This window comes from Pseudomonas sp. WHRI 8519, from assembly GCF_040224055.2.
Classification (GTDB): domain Bacteria; phylum Pseudomonadota; class Gammaproteobacteria; order Pseudomonadales; family Pseudomonadaceae; genus Aquipseudomonas; species Aquipseudomonas putida_X.
Genome location: NZ_CP167996.1, coordinates 405,688 through 423,984, shown reverse-complemented (window position 1 = coordinate 423,984; position 18,297 = coordinate 405,688). Strand labels below are relative to the sequence as shown.

Here is an 18,297-nt window from a genome sequence, read left to right as displayed (position 1 = left end):
AGCACTCCTTTGCCTTGCCTTGTGCAGACCCCAAAAAAATGACCAAGAATCTCAAGTTCAGCCACAAGATCCTGCTGGCCGCCGCCCTGGTGGTGGCCGTCGCCTTTACCTGTTTCGTGCTGTTCAACGACTACCGCCAACGCCAGTCCCTGCGCAGCGATACCCAGGCCAACCTGCAGGACCTCGGCCGCCTCACCGCAGGCAACATCCGCACCTGGCTCGACAGCCGCGTTCAGCTGCTGGCCTCGCTGGCACAGCAGATTGCCGTCGATGGCCCGGGCAAGACCAGCCTCGACAGAAGCCTGGCGCTGCCGGTATACGCCAGCAATTTCCAGCTCACCTATTTCGGTGGCCAGGACGGCAGCATGCTGTCGGTGCCGGCCGGCAACCGCGCCGCCGACTACGACCCTCGTGCGCGCGGCTGGTACAAGGCAGCCAGTGCAGGCAGCCAGACCATCGTGACCGAGCCGTACATTTCGGCTTCCGCCGGCAAGCTGGTCATCACCCTGGCCGCTCCCGTGCAGCAAGGGGGCCGGCTGATAGGCGTCAGCGGCGTGGACACCGACCTGCAAACCATCAGCAACCTGATCAATACCCTCGACTTCGATGGCCACGGCCACGCCTTCATCGTCAACGGCGAGGGCAAGATTCTGATCCACCCCAAGGCCGACCTGGCGCTCAAGACCTTGGCGGATGTCTACCCGGACAACACGCCGCACATCAGCAGCGGCCTTGAAGAAGTGGTGCTCGATGGACGCAAGCAGTTCATCAGCTTCACCCACGTCGACGGCGTGCCCTCGGCGGACTGGTATGTGGCGCTGGTGGTCGATCAGGACGCGGCCTTCGCCATGCTCGGCGAGCTGCGAACCTCGGCCATCGTCGCTACGATGATCGCGATACTGGTCATCATCGCCCTGCTCGGCCTGCTGATCCGCGTGCTGATGGAGCCGTTGCACCTGATGGGCCGGGCCATGCATGACATTGCCGAAGGCGAAGGCGACCTGACCCGGCGCCTGGCCATCCACGCGCAGGACGAGTTCGGCAGCCTTGCCCAGTCATTCAACCGTTTCGTCGAGCGCATTCATGAGTCGATCCGCGAAGTGGCCTCGGCCACTGGCCAGGTCAATGCGGTAGCCACGCAGGTAGTGAGCGCCTCGAATGCCTCGATCTGCAACGCCGACCAGCAGTCCAGCCGCACCAACAGCGTGGCCGCGGCCATCAACCAGCTGGGTGCCGCAGCCCAGGAGATCGCCCAGAACGCAGCGCTGGCCTCGCAACATTCCAGTGAGGCACGCGGCCTGGCCGAGGACGGCCAGCAGGTGGTCGGGCGCACCATCGACGTGATGAACCAGCTGTCGGCGCGCATCAGCGATTCATGCGGCAACATTGAAACGCTCAATGCCCACACCGCCAACATCGGGCAGATTCTCGATGTAATCAGCGGCATTTCCCAACAGACCAACCTGCTGGCACTCAATGCCGCGATCGAGGCAGCCCGTGCCGGTGAAGCCGGGCGAGGTTTTGCCGTGGTCGCCGACGAGGTCCGCAACCTGGCGCACCGCACCCAAGAGTCGGCGCAGCAGGTTCAGCGCCTGATCGAAGAATTGCAGGCCGGTGCACAGATGGCCGTCAGCACCATGAACCAGAGCCGTGAACACAGCGACCAGAGCGTCGGGATCGCCAACCAGGCGGGTGCGCGCCTGGGCAGCGTGACCCAGCGCATTGGCGAAATCGATGGCATGAACCAGTCAGTGGCTACTGCTACCGAGGAGCAGACGGCGGTGGTCGAGTCGATCAATGTCGACATCACCGAGATCAATACGCTGAATCAGGAAGGGGTGCAGAACCTCCAGAGCACGTTGCGTGCCTGCACCGACCTTGAACACCAGGTCGAGCGGTTGAAGCATCTGGTGGGGAGTTTCCGGATCTGAAACGAATGGGGGCCGCGTTGCGGCCCCATTCGTTACTCAAAACCTGGAGCCTGGCTCCAGCAAAAAGTCCATCTCTTCACTGGTGCTTGGCCGCTCCAGCAGCAGATTGCGATGCGGGAAGCGCCCGAACCGGGCAATCACCCGCTGGTGCTGCTCGGCATAATCAAGGAACCCTTCGAACAACCGCCGGTTGGCCTCGGGCTGCTCATCCAGCAGCATCTGGTAACGTTCAACGCACAGGTTCTGCCAGTCCAGCACCTCGGCATGCTCGAGCACCAGCAGCACGAATACCCGCTGAATCGGCAACAGCTGGTAATCCCAGCCCTTCTGCAACCCCTGCAGGGCCACAACTTGGGCACGCCGGTCGCCCTCGAAGGCACGCGGCGTGTCGCGGTAGATCATGCGCGGCAGCTGGTCCAGCAGTAGCAGCAGGCCGAGCCACCCCTGCGGGCTTTGCTGCCACTCCTCGAGCCCGCCCGCCAGGGCATGCTCGACAAGCTCGCCAAACAGCGCATGCGCTTCGGCATCGTGATGCTTGCCGAACCACAGCGTGCTCTTCTCGTCAGCCACGGCCTGGGGACTGGAGCCCCAACCGAACCACCACTCCAGCAACGGCTGCCAAGGTGCGAGCATGATTTACTCCTTGTGATAGGCGGTGACGCGCTCGACCTCTTCCTTCGAGCCGAGAATCACCGATACACGCTGGTGCAGGCTCTCTGGCTTGATGTCGAGGATGCGTTCGTAACCGTTGGTGGAGGCGCCGCCGGCCTGCTCGATGATGAACGACATCGGGTTGGCTTCGTACATCAGGCGCAGCTTGCCCGGCTTGCTCGGCTCGCGGGCGTCGCGCGGGTACATGAACAGACCGCCACGGGTCAGGATACGGTGCACGTCGGCCACCATCGAGGCGATCCAGCGCATGTTGTAGTTCTTTTTCAGCGGCCCGGTCTCACCGGCCAGCAGTTCGCCCACGTAGCGCTGAACCGGGGCTTCCCAGTGGCGCTGGTTGGACATGTTGATGGCGAACTCGGCGGTGGTTGCCGGGACCTGGATGTTTTCGTGGGTCAGGACGAAGCTGCCCAGCTCACGGTCCAGGGTGAAGCCCTTGACGCCGTTGCCCAGGGTCAGGATCAGCATGGTCTGCGGGCCATAGATGGCATAACCGGCGGCGACCTGCTCGGTACCTGGCTGCAGGAAGGCGTTTTCGTTCAGGGTTTCGTTCTGGCTCAGGTATTCATTAGGGCAACGCAGTACCGAGAAGATGGTACCGACCGAAACGTTGACGTCGATGTTCGACGAGCCGTCCAGCGGGTCGAAGACCAGCAGGTAGGCACCTTTGGGGTATCTGCCCGGGATCTGGTAGGCGTTGTCCATTTCCTCGGACGCCATGCCGGCCAGGTGGCCGCCCCACTCGTTGGCCTCGAGCAGGATATCGTTGGAAATAACGTCGAGCTTCTTCTGCACTTCGCCCTGTACGTTTTCAGTGCCCATGCTGCCCAGCACGCCGCCGAGGGCGCCCTTGGACACGTGATGGCTGATTTCCTTGCACGCACGCGCCACCACTTCGATCAGGAAGCGCAGATCGGCAGGGGTATTGTTGCTGCGGGTCTGCTCAATCAGATAGCGACTCAAGGTAACGCGGGACATGTATGGCTCCGAAAGGATGGGGGAGAAAAACCCTCGCAGTTTACAGGGAGAGTTCAATGCTAGCGAGTAAAGAGACACGCCTGGGCAGTCAGACGGCACATCGGGTCGGTAGTTCAGCGCTCGCCAGGCCAGTGGTCAGGTGGGGCCGCTGTGCGGCCCCCAGGCTCAATCCAGCACCTTCCAGATCTCGGTCGCATACTCGCGAATGGTCCGGTCCGAAGAGAACCACCCCATCCGTGCGGTATTGAGCACCGCCATCCGCCACCACTCCTGGGGCGTATGCCACAACGCCTCAACCCGCTGCTGGGCATCCCAGTAGGCATCGAAGTCGGCACAGACCAGGAAGCGGTCGTAAGCCACCAGCCCGTCGATCAGCCCGGTATAGCGTGACGGGTCATCGGGAGAGAACACGCCACTGCGAACCGCCTGCAGCACATCGTTTAGGCGGTTGGAGGCGGCGATCGCGGCCACGGCGCCAAAATCGCCGGCACGCTTGCGCGCCTCCACCTGCTGCGCGGTCAGGCCGAAAATGAACATGTTGTCGGCACCCACCTGTTCGCACATCTCCACGTTGGCGCCATCGAGGGTCCCGATGGTGAGTGCACCGTTGAGGCCGAACTTCATGTTGCTGGTGCCCGACGCTTCGTAGCCGGCCGTGGAAATCTGTTCCGACAGGTCCGCCGCCGGGATGATGCTCTCGGCCAGGCTGACGTTGTAGTTGGGCAGGAACACCACCTTGAGCAGGCCGCGCACGGTGGGGTCGTTGTTGACCACCCGGGCGATGTCATTGGCCAGCTTGATGATCAGCTTGGCCTGGTGGTAGCTGGCCGCAGCCTTGCCGGCAAAGATCTTCACCCGCGGCACCCAGTTGGTGCCCGGGTCGTTACGAATGGCCTGGTACAGCGCTACGGTATGCAGCAGGTTGAGCAGCTGGCGCTTGTACTCGTGGATGCGCTTGACCTGCACGTCGAACAGCGCCTCTGGGTTGACCGTGACGCCCACGCGGTCCTGGATGATGCTGGCCAACGCGCGCTTGCTGTGCAGGCGCTGCTCGGCGAACTGCTTGAGGAAGACGCCCTTGTCGGCGAACGGTACCAGGTTGGCCAGGCGCCCCTGTGGGTCGTCGAGCAACTCTGGCCCCAGGGCCCCCACCAGCATCGACGTCAACTTCGGGTTGGACTGGTACAGCCAGCGGCGGAAGGTAATGCCGTTGGTCTTGTTGTTGATCCGCTGGGGGTACAGCTTGTGCAACTCGGCGAACACCGTGCTTTTCATCAGCTTGCTGTGCAGCGCCGATACCCCGTTGACGCTGTGCGAGCCCAGAAACGCAAGGTTGCCCATGCGCACCCGGCGGCCGTTGTCTTCCTCGATCAGCGACACCGCCCGCAGCACGTCGAAGTCATGCAGGCCCTTCGCGCGCAGGGCATCGATATGGTAGGCATTGATCAGGTAGATGATCTGCATGTGCCGCGGCAGCATGCGCTCCATCAAGGCCACCGGCCACGTCTCCAGCGCCTCGGGCAGCAGGGTGTGGTTTGTGTAGGCCAGGGTGCCGACGGTCAGCTCCCAGGCTTTCTCCCACGGGATTTCATGTTGGTCCACCAACAGCCGCATCAATTCGGCGACGGCGATCGACGGGTGCGTGTCGTTGAGCTGGATGGCCGCAGCATCCGGCAGGTTGAGCAAGTCCTTGTGCATGTTCAGATGGCGTCGCAGCAGGTCCTGCAGCGATGCCGACACGAAGAAGTATTCCTGGCGCAGGCGCAATTCCTGCCCCGCTTCGGTGCTGTCGGCCGGGTACAGCACGCGGGAGATGCTCTCGGCGCGAGCCACTTCGGCCACCGCGCCAAGGTGGTCACCGGCATTGAAGCGCTCCAGGTGCAGCTCTTCCAGCGCCCGTGCGCGCCAGAGGCGCAAGGTGTTGACGCTGGAGCCGCGCCAGCCGACCACCGGCGTGTCGTAGGCGACCGCCCGCACCGTCTCGCCCGGCCACCACACCTGACGCTGCTGGCCATGGGTATCGTGCACCGTTTCGACGCTGCCGCCGAAGCTGATCGGGTAGATCACCTCGGCGCGCTCGAACTCCCAAGGGTTACCGAAATCCAGCCAGTTTTCGGTCTGTTCCTGCTGCCATCCGTCGACCATGGCCTGGCGGAACAGCCCGTGCTCATAGCGGATGCCGTAACCGTGGGCGGCGATACCCAGCGTCGACATGCTCTCCATGAAACAGGCAGCCAGACGGCCCAGGCCACCGTTGCCCAACGCGGCGTCCGGCTCCAGCAGGCGGATGCGCTCCAGGTCCACGTCCAGCCCCTCCAGCGCATCACGGGCGATGTCCAGCAGGCCTAGGTTGCTCAGGCTGTCGTAGAGCAGGCGCCCGATGAGAAATTCCAGAGAGAGGTAATAGACCCGCTTCTGGCTGCGCCGGTAGGCCTGACGGGTGTGATCCATCCAGTGATCGACCATGTGATCACGGGCAGCCAGGGCTATGGCCTCGAACCAGTCGTGGTCAAAGGCGTGCTCCGGGTCCTTGCCGACCGCGTAGGTCAGTTTGTCCAGTACAGCGGCGCGAAAGTCGGCCACCTCGGCGTCACGTGCTTTGGGTTCCTGGGACATGTGGCATCCTCGGGCAAATTGGCGAAAGTGGCGGGAGAGTGTTGAGACTAGACCCTTCGACAGGGAGTGACAGTCTCCGTTCGCAGTTTTCATGCCGGCTTGGCCAATCCGGCAAAAGGTTGTTCACAAATTGAACAACTCCGGTATCATCGCGCGCCCCAAGACCGTGATCCACCCCTTATAACGATGAAAACGACCCTGATTGCCGCAGCCGAAGTCGACCGCCTGGAAACCTGGCAACGCTATGCCAGCCACATGTGCGGGGGCTGTCATTCGACCTGCTGCACCCTGCCTGTGGAAGTGAAGATCAAAGACCTGATCCGCATCGGCGTGGTGGACGAGTTCGAAAAGGACGAACCGCCGAAGAACGTGGCCAAGCGCCTGCAAAAGGAAGGCATCATCGAGCGATTCAACCAGAAGTCGGGGATCTTCACCCTGACCCGGATGAGCAACGATGATTGCATGTACCTGGACCGTAAGAGCCGGCTGTGCACCATTTATGACAAGCGCCCGGATACCTGCCGGAACCACCCGAAGGTCGGGCCGCGGCCGGGGTATTGTGCTTACAAGCCGAAAGCACCCGGACGTTGACGAGCCATCTGAGACCCAATAGACTTTTAACCGTCTTGATGTACACGGAGCTTCCTTCGGGAAGTGTCTAGACGCCGCCATCTGGTTCCGGCCGTGCCGGTTGATGGGATTAGTCCCTAAGGGCATCCGCGATACGACCCCCTTCATTGGGGGTTTCGTATTTTTACAGGTTGCTATCGCCTTACAGGCCGTCGAATCGGCTCATTTCTCAGTTTCTTCAGCATCAGCAACCAGCCTTTAATCTTCTCGTGCCGCTTCAGCGCCGTAGGCCGATTCGAAGGATGGCCAGGGTCACGCACATAAGCACTTTCCACATGGAGTTTCAGGCTACGGGGCGAGTCTCGACGCAAGTTGAAATACACCTCATATCGACTGCCCTCCGGATACCCGAACTGATTACCCTCGATGGTCAACCAGTTGCTATGCCCAGTAAATAGGCACTGTCGCTCAGGCAACGAAGCAATAATCGAAGGCAATTGAACTGACAGCTTGTGACGACCAGGGCAGAAGGCACGGCGAATTCCCCGATGATCGATCAAGAGGTGATCGTGCCCCATATGTTCGAAGTCCAGTTCAGTACCTTGCTTGGGACCCTAGCTGACGCAGTGACTTGAGTACTCGACCGCCAGTGCTACTTCCCCCATTCCCCGATCAGCCAGGCCCGGGATCTTCAACTGATGTGAGATTGGACGCAAATGAAGCAGACTCCATGAACTGCCTGCGACCTCGATCTGGCCACGAGCCAAGTGTTCCTTCCACCCCTTGCCCTTCATTTTCAGCCTCAATCAATTGCCAATAGGCAGCGTACTGAGGCCATCGGCTATTGCCAAAGACAGCTTGGTAAGTAACTGAGTAGAAAGAAACATGCTGTAACCGACACTGGAAATATCGGTTTCCAGTTTGCCCAAAATCAAGTCTTCACACCTCCGACCCAAGGCAACTCAACACTGTACATCCATTCCACTAAGAAAATTTCCCACTATTGATACAGATAGTTCCTACAGGTTTGGGCTGGCGACATCAGCCCTCGCGAAATACCCTACAAACCCTGTCGACTCGCGTCTGATTGTTACTGGAAAGCTGTCCCCCTAGGCTTTCCAGGTCGCTGGGCTGTGCACCATTTATGACAAGCGCCCGGATACCTGCAGGAACCACCCGAAGGTCGGGCCGCGGCCGGGGTATTGTGCTTACAAGCCAAAAACAGCCGGGCGCTGACGAACCTATCAGAGCGCCTATGAAGTTTTAGGCGCCTCGATATACACATGGCTTTCGTCGGCGGGGTGTCTAGACGCCACCACATGACACCGGATGGGCCGTGATGCATGGCGCATCCAAAAGCTCACCTTGGTATCGGAGGCTTTCAGGAAAAATAGCGGATTATCAACATCAGGCCGGAAGCAAGCACGGCTACATTCACGAGTTTGATAAACCGCTCTCTGGACATATTCAGCGTCAGCCGACGCCCTACTGCGATACCTATCAACATGCCTGGAGCCAGGACCAGAGCGAGCAAAAGCAGACTTGGATCCAGGTAAACCCCAGCAATCACAAAGAATCCGACGCGAGTCAATGTACTTAAACCGATCAACGTCGTCTGTGTGATGCGCAACGCATCTGGATCCCGGAGTCGACCGCCGAGGTAGATGGCATAGATAAAACCACCGCTACCGAACAGTGCACTAAAGACTCCGCCAACCGCTCCGAATGGGATTGATAACATAGGGGAGAACTGGCGGTTAGTCTGCCGTCTCCGGAGCGAATAAATACAGTATCCGACCACAAAGACGCCCAACGCCAGTAGCAGAATATCGGGTTTTGCATTGAGAAGTAGGGTAGCGCCTATCAGACTACCGACCACCATGAGTGGCACCAGGCGCTTAAGTTCGCTCCAATCAGCCTTGCTGCTATCGCGACTGACATTGATCACTGCTGCACACAGGTCCATCAATGCCAGCAGCGGAACAATCTTCGAGACAGGTATGAAGATTGCCAATATTGGGCTGGCTATCAATGCAGTACCGAATCCTGCAATACCAAATACGACATAGGCCAATAGAATCACTGCAAACATTGAGGCCAAGCCAGGCAGACTAACTTCTAAAATGTCGATCATATCAAGGTCCTTTTTTCTTTTTTGTCTGGCGGTTCCTGCCAATCAGGAAAAGGTTCCTGCGCATCGAATGATGCATCAATACGACCAAAGAATTAATAGCTCGCAGACACTACCAATAGGAATTTTTAGCACGTACATGTTACATGTAGGACACTTCATACGTCACATGACGAAAGTGCTTACTTTGACACTGAAAGATCCCCACGGAAATTTCGGATCATAGATATAAATCTTGTTCAGAAAGGGACAAGATGCGCTCAAACCCCAAAAAAAACGCCCCCGGCCTTTCGACCGGGGGCGTTTTCATTCAGCCTGAGCTAACTCAGTTCTTGGCTTTCTTGGCAGCGCGGGTACGCTCGCCTTCGTCCAGGATCTTCTTGCGCAGACGGATCGACTTCGGCGTGACTTCGCACAGCTCGTCGTCCTGGATGAATTCCAGGGCCTGTTCGAGGGTGTGGCGAACTGGCGGAACCAGGGCGATGACTTCGTCTTTGCCCGAAGCACGCATGTTGTCGAGCTTCTTGCCTTTGGTCGGGTTCACGCCCAGATCGTTGTCACGGCTGTTCAGACCGATGATCTGACCGTTGTAGATCTCCTGGCCGTGCTCGACGAACAGCTTGCCGCGCGCCTGCAGGGTTTCCAGGGAGTAGGTCAGCGCCTTGCCGGTCTCGACCGATACCAGTACACCGTTGAGGCGGCCGGACATCTGGCCCGACTTCATGGTGTCGTAGCGATCGAAGATCGAGGTCAGGATGCCTGCACCGTTGGTCAGGGTCAGGAACTGGTTACGGAAGCCGATCAGGCCACGGGCTGGAATGTTGTACTCCAGGCGAACACGGCCCTTGCCATCCGGAACCATGTTGGTCAGGTCGCCTTTACGCAGACCCATCTCTTCCATCACCTTGCCCTGGGATTCCTCAGGGATGTCGATGGTGACGTTCTCGAACGGTTCCTGCTTGACGCCATCCACTTCGCGGATGATCACTTCAGGACGGCCCACGGCCATCTCGAAGCCTTCACGGCGCATGGTTTCGATCAGTACCGACAGGTGCAGTTCACCACGGCCCGATACCTTGAACTTGTCAGGGGAATCGGTTTCCTGAACACGCAGAGCAACGTTGTACAGCAGCTCTTTGTCCAGACGGTCCTTGATGTTACGGCTGGTGACGAACTTGCCTTCCTTGCCGCAGAACGGCGAGTCGTTGACCTGGAAGGTCATCGAAACGGTTGGCTCGTCAACGGTCAGCGGCTTCATCGCTTCGACGGCAGTCGGGTCGCACAGGGTGTCGGAGATGAACAGCTCGTCGAAACCGCTGATGCAGACGATGTCGCCAGCCTGGGCTTCTTCGACGTCGACGCGGTGCAGGCCGTGGTGGCCCATCAGCTTGAGGATACGGCCGTTACGCTTCTTGCCGTTGGTGTCGATGGCGACGACCGGGGTGTTCGGCTTCACGCGGCCACGGGCGATACGGCCAACGCCGATGACACCCAGGAAGCTGTTGTAGTCCAGTGCCGAGATCTGCATCTGGAACGGGCCTTCACGGTCAACGTCCGGCGCGGGTACGTTGTCGACGATCGACTGGTACAGCGGGGTCATGTCTTCGGCCATGGCGGTGTGGTCCAGGCCGGCAATGCCGTTCAGGGCCGAGGCGTAGACCACTTTGAAGTCCAGCTGCTCGTCGGTTGCACCGAGGTTGTCGAACAGGTCGAAGATCTGGTCCAGAACCCAGTCAGGACGTGCGCCCGGACGGTCGACCTTGTTGATCACGACGATCGGCTTGAGGCCGGCTTCGAAGGCCTTCTTGGTCACGAAGCGGGTTTGCGGCATAGGGCCGTCCTGGGCGTCGACCAGCAGCAGCACGGAGTCGACCATGGACATTACACGCTCAACCTCGCCACCGAAGTCGGCGTGGCCGGGGGTGTCGACGATGTTGATGTGGTAGCCGTTCCAGTTGATGGCGGTGTTTTTCGCCAGAATGGTAATGCCACGCTCTTTTTCCTGGTCGTTGGAGTCCATCACGCGCTCGTCGTTGAGCTCGTTACGTTCCAGGGTGCCGGACTGACGCAGGAGTTTGTCGACCAGGGTGGTTTTACCATGGTCAACGTGGGCGATGATGGCGATGTTACGCAGATTTTCGATCACAACTGTATCTCGATCAGAGGATTCGGTTGCCGCCAGTCTAGGCGGCCAATATGAAGGTAAAAGGCTCAGCGGGCCCGGCGGTCGGGAGGGCGATGGCGGATGCTGCCGCCATACAGCCCTGGGGTCTTATGCCGGACGATAAACACGCACATTGGCATGTCCCTCACTGAGCAGGTGGTGTGCGTGCAATCGGCTCATCACACCTTTGTCGCAATACAGCAAGTACTGGCGGGTTTCATCCAGCTGCTTGAACTTGCTGTTGATCGCGTAGAACGGCATCACCTGAACTTCGATACCCTCGAGCACCAAAGGCTCGTCTTCCTGGGCGTCAGGGTGGCGGATGTCGATCACGATCTGGCCTGGCAATGCTTCGCTGACTTCCTCGATTTCCACGTCCTTGCCCAGCTCGTCGATCACGTGGTCGATCGAGATGAACTTGGCACGTTCGAGGGCGCGCTCCAGCACGGCCATGTCGAACTGCTTCTCTTCATGCTCCATGCGGTGACGCTTGGCATGGGTGGTGGGGTTCACCGAGATCACGCCGCAATATTCAGGCATGTGCTTGGCGAAGTCGGCGGTGCCGATTTCGTTGGCCAGGTCGATGATGTCCTGCTTGTGGCTGGCCAGCAACGGGCGCAGCACCAGCTTGTCGGTGGCCGAGTCGATGATCGACAGGTTTGGCAGCGTCTGGCTGGACACCTGGGAGATCGCCTCGCCGGTGACCAGCGCATCGATTTCCAGACGATCGGCCATGCGCGCAGCGCCGCGCAGCATCATGCGCTTGAGGGTCACGCCCATGTAGCTGTTGTCGACCTTGTTGAGGATCTCGCCGACCACTTCTTCGAACGGCACGCTGATGAACAGTACGCGCTGGCTGCTGCCGTACTTTTTCCACAGGTAGTGGGCCACTTCCATCACGCCCAGTTCGTGGGCCCGGCCGCCGAGGTTGAAGAAGCAGAAATGGGTCATCAGGCCGCGGCGCATCATCTGGTAGGCCGCCACGGTGGAGTCGAAACCGCCGGACATCAGGACCAGGGTCTGCTCCAGGGCCCCCAGCGGGTAGCCGCCGATGCCTTGATGCTGATTGTGGATCACGTACAGGCGCTGGTTGCGGATTTCGATGCGCACCGTCACTTCAGGCTGCTTGAGCTCGATGCCGGCGGCGCCGCACTGCTGGCGCAGCTGGCTACCCACGTAACGGTCGACGTCCATCGAGGTGAAGTCATGGTGGCCGCCCCGCTTGCAGCGCACGGCGAAATACTTGCCGGCCAGCAAGTGACCGAAGTGCTGCTTGCACTTGGCGACGATATCGTCGAAGTCACCGAGCGGGTATTCCTCTACCTGCAGGAAGTGGGTGATCCCCGGGGTGCAGGTGAGGCGCTCGATCATCTCGCGCTGGACTTTTTCGTCTTCGACGCGGGTGACCACTTCGAGGTTGTCCCAGACACCATCGACCGCGAGCTCAGGGTCGAGGTCCTTGAGCACGTTGCGGATGTTCTTGCCGAGCTGGCGGATGAAGCGCTTGCGCACCGGCCGGCTCTTGATGGTGATTTCTGGGAAGACTTTGACGATAAGTTTCATTGGTTAACAGCGCGCGCAGGGCCTGCCGAAAAATGAGGGGCGCGAATTATATCGGAAATTGCTCAGGATTTGACCAACTTTTGTACAGAAGGTCGGATTTATATTGCCGGTACTGGCCTCATCGCCGGCAAGCCAGCGCCTGGGGGACATCGGCAGGCCTCACGACCGGCGCCTTATCTGTGCGAGCAGGCGCGCCGGCGATGAAGCCCCTAAAGGAAGCACACGGCCCCAACCGTGCACGCAATTGGTGCGCCAGTAACAAAAACCGCATCGTAAGGGTGCGCTTTTCCCCGACAACCCGGCCTCAAATGCCCGTAAACGCCCCTTTTTATCCCGGCCTCGCCATTTTCGGGCACTGGCATGCAATTTGCTCCCTTGTGAGGCAGGTAAGCTTGGCCGACTATCCGCGCCCGGCAACACCCTTTTTTCCAGGGCAGCGGCCCACCGCGCTCTAGACCATCCGGAGGACAACATGTCGAAGTCGGTTCAACTCATCAAAGATCATGACGTCAAGTGGATTGATCTGCGTTTCACGGACACCAAAGGCACTCAGCATCACGTGACCATGCCAGCGCGTGATGGCCTGGACGAAGACTTCTTCGAAGTCGGCAAGATGTTCGACGGTTCCTCCATTGCTGGCTGGAAAGGCATCGAAGCCTCCGACATGATCCTGATGCCGGTTGACGAGACCGCCGTCCTGGACCCGTTCACCGAAGAGCCGACCCTGATCATCACCTGCGACATCGTCGACCCTTCGAGCATGCAGGGCTACGATCGCGACCCACGCGCAATCGCCAAACGCGCTGAAGAGTACCTCAAGAGCACCGGCATTGGTGACACCGTCTTCGCCGGCCCAGAGCCTGAGTTCTTCATCTTCGACGAAGTGAAGTTCCAGTCGGACATCTCCGGCTCGATGTTCAAGATCTTCTCCGAGCAAGGCTCGTGGATGACTGGCGCTGACGTGGAAGGCGGCAACAAAGGCCACCGTCCAGGCGTCAAAGGTGGCTACTTCCCAGTTCCGCCGTTCGACCACGACCACGAAATCCGTACTGCCATGTGCAACGCACTGGAAGAAATGGGCCAGACCGTTGAAGTTCACCACCATGAAGTGGCGACTGCCGGCCAGAACGAAATCGGCGTCAAGTTCAACACCCTGGTGAAGAAAGCTGACGAAGTACAGGCCCTGAAGTATGTCGTGCACAACGTTGCCGACGCATACGGCCGTACCGCCACCTTCATGCCGAAGCCACTGTACGGCGACAACGGCTCGGGCATGCACGTGCACATGTCGATCTGGAAAGAAGGCAAGAACACCTTCGCCGGTGAAGGCTATGCCGGTCTGTCCGAAACTGCCCTGTACTTCATCGGCGGTATCATCAAGCACGGTAAGGCACTGAACGGCTTCACCAACCCGTCGACCAACTCCTACAAGCGTCTGGTTCCAGGCTTCGAAGCCCCGGTAATGCTGGCCTACTCGGCACGCAACCGTTCGGCCTCGATCCGCATTCCTTACGTCGGCAGCCCTAAAGCCCGCCGTATCGAAGCGCGCTTCCCGGACCCATCGGCCAACCCGTACCTGGCTTTCGCCGCCCTGCTGATGGCTGGCCTGGACGGTATCCAGAACAAGATTCACCCAGGCGATGCTGCCGACAAGAACCTGTACGACCTGCCGCCTGAAGAGGCGAAAGATATCCCGCAAGTTTGCGGCAGCCTGAAAGAAGCGCTGGAAGAGCTGGATAAAGGCCGTGCGTTCCTGACCAAGGGCGGCGTGTTCTCCGACGACTTCATCGATGCCTTCATCGAGCTGAAGTCCGAAGAAGAGATCAAAGTCCGTACCTTCGTGCACCCGCTGGAATACGAGCTGTACTACAGCTGCTGATCTGATCGGCGCCTGGCGTCGATGAAATCACCGAAAACGGCCTTCTTCTGAAGGCCGTTTTTGTTTTTCGACTGCCCGAATCGGACGCATCCTACAAGCAGAACTCGCCATCCAAATCCACAATCAGGTCTCCATCCACAGGAGATCACCATGCAACGCGCCACCTTTGTGCTCGCCATCACCTTCGGCCTTCTCGGCTGCCAGGCATCATCACCTTCTGAGCCAGAATTCCAGCCCTTGCTTTCCAGTATCGAGCAGCGCCTGGACCTGGCCACCTCGGTAGCGGTACACAAATGGGACCACCACCTGCCCGTGGAGGCCCCCGAACGCGAGCGGCAGGTGCTGTCAGGTGTCCAACAGATGGCACCGGACTACGACCTGAGCCCTGAGCGCGCCGCTGCGTTCTTCGCTGACCAGATCGAAGCCAACAAGCTGATCCAGTACACCCTGCGCGATCGCTGGGCAATGCTAGGGCAACGCCCGCCGGCTAAACCGCTCGACCTTGCCAACCAGATTCGCCCCCGCCTGGACCAACTCCAGGCGACGCTCCTGTTCGAACTGGCCCGGTTTGACCAGCAACGCTACCCAGACTGCAGGCATGAACTCGCCCGCGCCTTGGCGCGACGCACCAACGACCCTTTACGCCACCAGGCGCTGGTGCGCGCCACCTCACAGCTGTGTGTCGAACACTAGCCACGGCTATGCTCTATATTGGTGCGCAATGACACGCATTGCGCCGCCGATCACACCAAAACAGGTCACGTGAAACGGTAAATCAGAGTCTTCTGTTCCGAATAAGCGCAATTACAGGTCTTTATCAGAGAATTCCGCTTCTTTTCGGAGCCTTGGTTTGTTTCTTGCATTTTCCAGGCATCAGCGGATCCATAGCGCGCTCGTCCTTGGCCCGACCAAGGACCCGCCAGCGCCAAAAGAGGTCAACGACGCCTTATGACCATCAGCGATGCACAGCACCGTCTGCTACTGGACAACCTGACCACAGCTACGCTCCTGCTCAACGCCGAGCTGCGCCTGGAGTACATGAACCCGGCTGCGGAAATGCTCCTGGCCGTGAGTGGCCAGCGCAGCCATGGGCAGTTCATCAGTGAACTGTTCACCGAATCGTCCGAGGCGCTCAACTCGCTGCGCCAGGCGGTCGAACAGGCGCACCCGTTCACCAAGCGCGAAGCCCAACTGACCTCGCTGACCGGGCAGACCATCACGGTCGACTATGCCGTGACGCCCATCTTGCACCAGGGCAACACCCTGCTGCTGCTGGAGGTACACCCGCGTGACCGCCTGCTGCGCATCACCAAGGAAGAAGCCCAGCTGAGCAAGCAGGAAACCACCAAGATGCTGGTCCGCGGCCTCGCCCACGAGATCAAGAACCCGCTGGGCGGCATCCGTGGCGCGGCGCAACTGCTGGCCCGGGAATTGCCCGAAGATGGCCTGCGCGACTACACCAACGTGATCATCGAAGAGGCCGATCGCCTGCGCAACCTGGTCGACCGCATGCTCGGTTCGAACAAGCTGCCATCGCTGGCCATGACCAACATTCACGAAGTCCTTGAGCGGGTCTGCAGCCTGGTCGACGCAGAAAGCCAAGGATGCATCACTTTGGTGCGTGACTATGACCCGAGCCTGCCGGACGTACTGATCGACCGCGAGCAAATGATCCAGGCGGTGCTGAATATCGTGCGCAACGCGATGCAGGCGATCAGCTCGCAGAACGAGTTGCGCCTGGGCCGCATCACCCTGCGCAGCCGCGCGATGCGCCAGTTCACCATCGGCCATGTGCGCCACCGCCTGGTGGCCCGCGTCGAGATCATCGATAACGGCCCCGGCATCCCCAGTGAACTGCAAGACACGCTCTTCTATCCCATGGTCAGTGGCCGCCCGGACGGTACCGGGTTGGGCTTGGCCATTACCCAGAACATCATCAGCCAGCACCAGGGCCTGATCGAGTGTGAAAGCCACGCCGGCCACACGGCCTTTTCGATCTTCCTGCCACTGGAACAAGGAGCCACCGCCTCATGAGCCGAAGTGAAACCGTATGGATCGTCGACGATGATCGCTCCATCCGCTGGGTCCTGGAAAAAGCCCTGCAACAGGAGGGTATGACCACCCAGAGCTTCGACAGCGCCGATGGGGTGATGGGCCGCCTGGCCCGGCAACAGCCGGACGTGATCATTTCCGACATTCGCATGCCGGGCGCCAGCGGCCTCGACCTGCTGGCACAGATTCGCGACCAACACCCGCGTCTGCCGGTCATCATCATGACCGCCCATTCCGACTTGGACAGCGCAGTCGCGTCGTACCAGGGCGGTGCTTTCGAGTACCTGCCCAAACCGTTCGACGTCGATGAGGCGGTCTCGCTGGTCAAGCGCGCCAACCAGCATGCGCAGGAACAGCAAGGCCTCGATGTGCCCCAGGCCCTGGCTCGTACCCCGGAAATCATCGGTGAAGCTCCGGCGATGCAGGAGGTGTTCCGTGCCATTGGTCGGCTGAGCCACTCCAACATCACCGTACTGATCAACGGCGAGTCCGGTACCGGCAAGGAGCTGGTGGCGCACGCCCTGCACCGCCACAGTCCGCGGGCTGCCTCACCGTTCATTGCCTTGAACATGGCCGCCATTCCCAAGGACCTGATGGAGTCGGAGCTGTTCGGCCACGAAAAAGGCGCCTTCACCGGCGCGGCCAACTTGCGACGCGGCCGCTTCGAGCAAGCGGACGGCGGCACCTTGTTCCTCGACGAAATCGGAGACATGCCTGCCGATACCCAGACACGCCTGCTGCGCGTGCTGGCCGATGGCGAGTTCTACCGTGTGGGCGGCCATGTGCCCGTGAAGGTCGATGTGCGAATCATCGCTGCGACCCATCAAAATCTCGAGTCACTGGTACAGGCTGGCAAGTTCCGTGAAGACTTGTTCCATCGCCTGAACGTAATCCGTATTCATATCCCGCGCCTGGCCGACCGCCGCGAGGACATCCCAGCACTGGCCCGCCACTTCCTGGGCCGCGCGGCTCAGGAGCTGGCCGTCGAGCCGAAGCTGCTCAAGCCGGAAACCGAAGAATTCATCCGCAACCTGCCATGGCCTGGCAACGTCCGCCAGCTGGAAAACACCTGCCGCTGGATCACCGTCATGGCGTCCAGCCGTGAAGTGCTGGTCGGCGACCTGCCACCCGAGCTGCTCAACCTCCCGCAGGACGCGGCACCGGTGACCAACTGGGAGCAGGCGCTGCGCCAATGGGCCGACCAGGCCTTGGCCCGAGGGCAATCCAACCTGCTCGACAGCGCCGTGCCCAGCTTCGAACGGATCATGATCGAGACAGCGCTCAAGCACACTGCCGGGCGTCGCCGGGATGCCGCAGTGCTGCTGGGGTGGGGGCGCAATACCCTGACCCGCAAGATCAAGGAGCTGGGGATGAACGTCGATGGCGGGGATGACGATGAGGGCGATGATCACTGACTTCCCGCTGAATCAGTAACACCGTTGGGGCCGCTTTGCGGCCCCAGCCATTTCTGGCCCATGCACCGAAGCTGTGCCAACTGCACCGCGCCAAGGCACAAATCCCCTCAAAACCCGGCCAGATCGCCCTGAAACCCAATGTTTCCGGACTTTCAAAACTGGCACGCCACCTGCAATAGGTACTACATCTCCAGTTTCGGGGGCCTCGGTACAGGCAGGCCGGGTGAACCCCTCTTTTATACGCAGTAACGCAAGCTTTGGGGATCTCGGTACAGGCAGGCCGGGAATCCCCTCTTTTACACGCAGTAACGCAAGCTTTGGGGACCTCG

Annotated in this window: 12 protein-coding genes and 2 pseudogenes; 8 read left to right on the top strand and 6 right to left on the bottom strand. The window is 60.1% G+C overall.

All coding sequences use genetic code 11. The features are described 5' to 3' along the window. Nucleotides 1–38 precede the first annotated feature (38 nt). Nucleotides 39–1,028, top strand: a pseudogene (locus tag ABRP30_RS01980) (cache domain-containing protein); the annotation flags it as partial. Nucleotides 1,029–1,100: 72 nt separating this feature from the next. Continuing rightward, entirely contained in the window at nucleotides 1,101–1,931 is an 831-nt protein-coding gene (locus ABRP30_RS01975) for a methyl-accepting chemotaxis protein (protein WP_372490520.1), read from the top strand. Nucleotides 1,932–1,967: 36 nt separating this feature from the next. On the opposite strand, the gene ABRP30_RS01970 is transcribed toward ABRP30_RS01975, so the two are convergent. From ABRP30_RS01970 to ABRP30_RS01960, 3 genes are all read right to left on the bottom strand, one after another. Further along, nucleotides 1,968–2,564 carry a DUF924 family protein gene (locus ABRP30_RS01970; RefSeq protein ID WP_241804113.1) on the bottom strand — a complete coding sequence of 199 codons (597 nt, stop codon included), beginning with the start codon at nucleotides 2,562–2,564 and terminating at the stop codon, nucleotides 1,968–1,970. A 3-nt stretch (nucleotides 2,565–2,567) separates the two neighbouring features. After that, nucleotides 2,568–3,578: a class 1 fructose-bisphosphatase gene (locus tag ABRP30_RS01965; protein ID WP_012312365.1), complete on the bottom strand. Its 1,011-nt coding sequence runs from the start codon at nucleotides 3,576–3,578 to the stop codon at nucleotides 2,568–2,570. A 165-nt stretch (nucleotides 3,579–3,743) separates the two neighbouring features. After that, the gene (locus tag ABRP30_RS01960; protein ID WP_349975183.1) at nucleotides 3,744–6,194 is read right to left on the bottom strand and encodes a glycogen/starch/alpha-glucan phosphorylase; all 2,451 of its coding nucleotides are present in this window, start codon (nucleotides 6,192–6,194) and stop codon (nucleotides 3,744–3,746) included. A gap of 186 nt (nucleotides 6,195–6,380) precedes the next feature. Here ABRP30_RS01960 and ABRP30_RS01955 point away from each other — a divergent pair, with 186 nt between their 5' ends. Next, nucleotides 6,381–6,785 carry a YkgJ family cysteine cluster protein gene (locus tag ABRP30_RS01955; RefSeq protein ID WP_241804115.1) on the top strand — a complete coding sequence of 135 codons (405 nt, stop codon included), beginning with the start codon at nucleotides 6,381–6,383 and terminating at the stop codon, nucleotides 6,783–6,785. Between the two features lie 1,110 nt (nucleotides 6,786–7,895). Further along, nucleotides 7,896–8,000 (top strand): annotated as a pseudogene (locus ABRP30_RS01950) (YkgJ family cysteine cluster protein); the annotation flags it as partial. Nucleotides 8,001–8,145: 145 nt separating this feature from the next. On the opposite strand, the gene ABRP30_RS01945 reads toward ABRP30_RS01950, so the two are convergent. From ABRP30_RS01945 to thiI, 3 genes are all read right to left on the bottom strand, one after another. After that, nucleotides 8,146–8,898, bottom strand: coding sequence for a sulfite exporter TauE/SafE family protein (locus tag ABRP30_RS01945; RefSeq protein WP_349975182.1), 753 nt, complete (start codon nucleotides 8,896–8,898; stop codon nucleotides 8,146–8,148). A 322-nt stretch (nucleotides 8,899–9,220) separates the two neighbouring features. Beyond that, a complete protein-coding gene (gene typA, locus ABRP30_RS01940; protein WP_267820423.1) occupies nucleotides 9,221–11,041 on the bottom strand; it encodes a translational GTPase TypA in 1,821 nt (606 codons plus the stop codon). 126 nt (nucleotides 11,042–11,167) lie between these two features. Beyond that, nucleotides 11,168–12,622 carry a tRNA uracil 4-sulfurtransferase ThiI gene (gene thiI, locus ABRP30_RS01935; RefSeq protein ID WP_241805180.1) on the bottom strand — a complete coding sequence of 485 codons (1,455 nt, stop codon included), beginning with the start codon at nucleotides 12,620–12,622 and terminating at the stop codon, nucleotides 11,168–11,170. 472 nt (nucleotides 12,623–13,094) lie between these two features. On the opposite strand from thiI, the gene glnA reads away from it, so the two are divergent. The 4 genes from glnA to ntrC all read left to right on the top strand — a co-directional run bounded on the left by glnA (nucleotide 13,095) and on the right by ntrC (nucleotide 17,968). Then, nucleotides 13,095–14,501, top strand: a complete 1,407-nt coding sequence (glnA, locus tag ABRP30_RS01930) for a type I glutamate--ammonia ligase (protein WP_060480427.1) — start codon at nucleotides 13,095–13,097, stop codon at nucleotides 14,499–14,501. 150 nt (nucleotides 14,502–14,651) lie between these two features. Continuing rightward, nucleotides 14,652–15,194, top strand: a complete 543-nt coding sequence (locus ABRP30_RS01925; protein WP_349975181.1) for a chorismate mutase — start codon at nucleotides 14,652–14,654, stop codon at nucleotides 15,192–15,194. A gap of 255 nt (nucleotides 15,195–15,449) precedes the next feature. Continuing rightward, a complete protein-coding gene (gene glnL, locus ABRP30_RS01920; RefSeq protein WP_046784991.1) occupies nucleotides 15,450–16,535 on the top strand; it encodes a nitrogen regulation protein NR(II) in 1,086 nt (361 codons plus the stop codon). Further along, on the top strand, nucleotides 16,532–17,968 hold the full coding sequence (gene ntrC, locus ABRP30_RS01915) for a nitrogen regulation protein NR(I) (RefSeq protein ID WP_039603934.1): 1,437 nt from the start codon (nucleotides 16,532–16,534) through the stop codon (nucleotides 17,966–17,968). The genes glnL and ntrC overlap by 4 nt, the downstream gene beginning before the upstream one ends. Nucleotides 17,969–18,297: the final 329 nt, after the last annotated feature.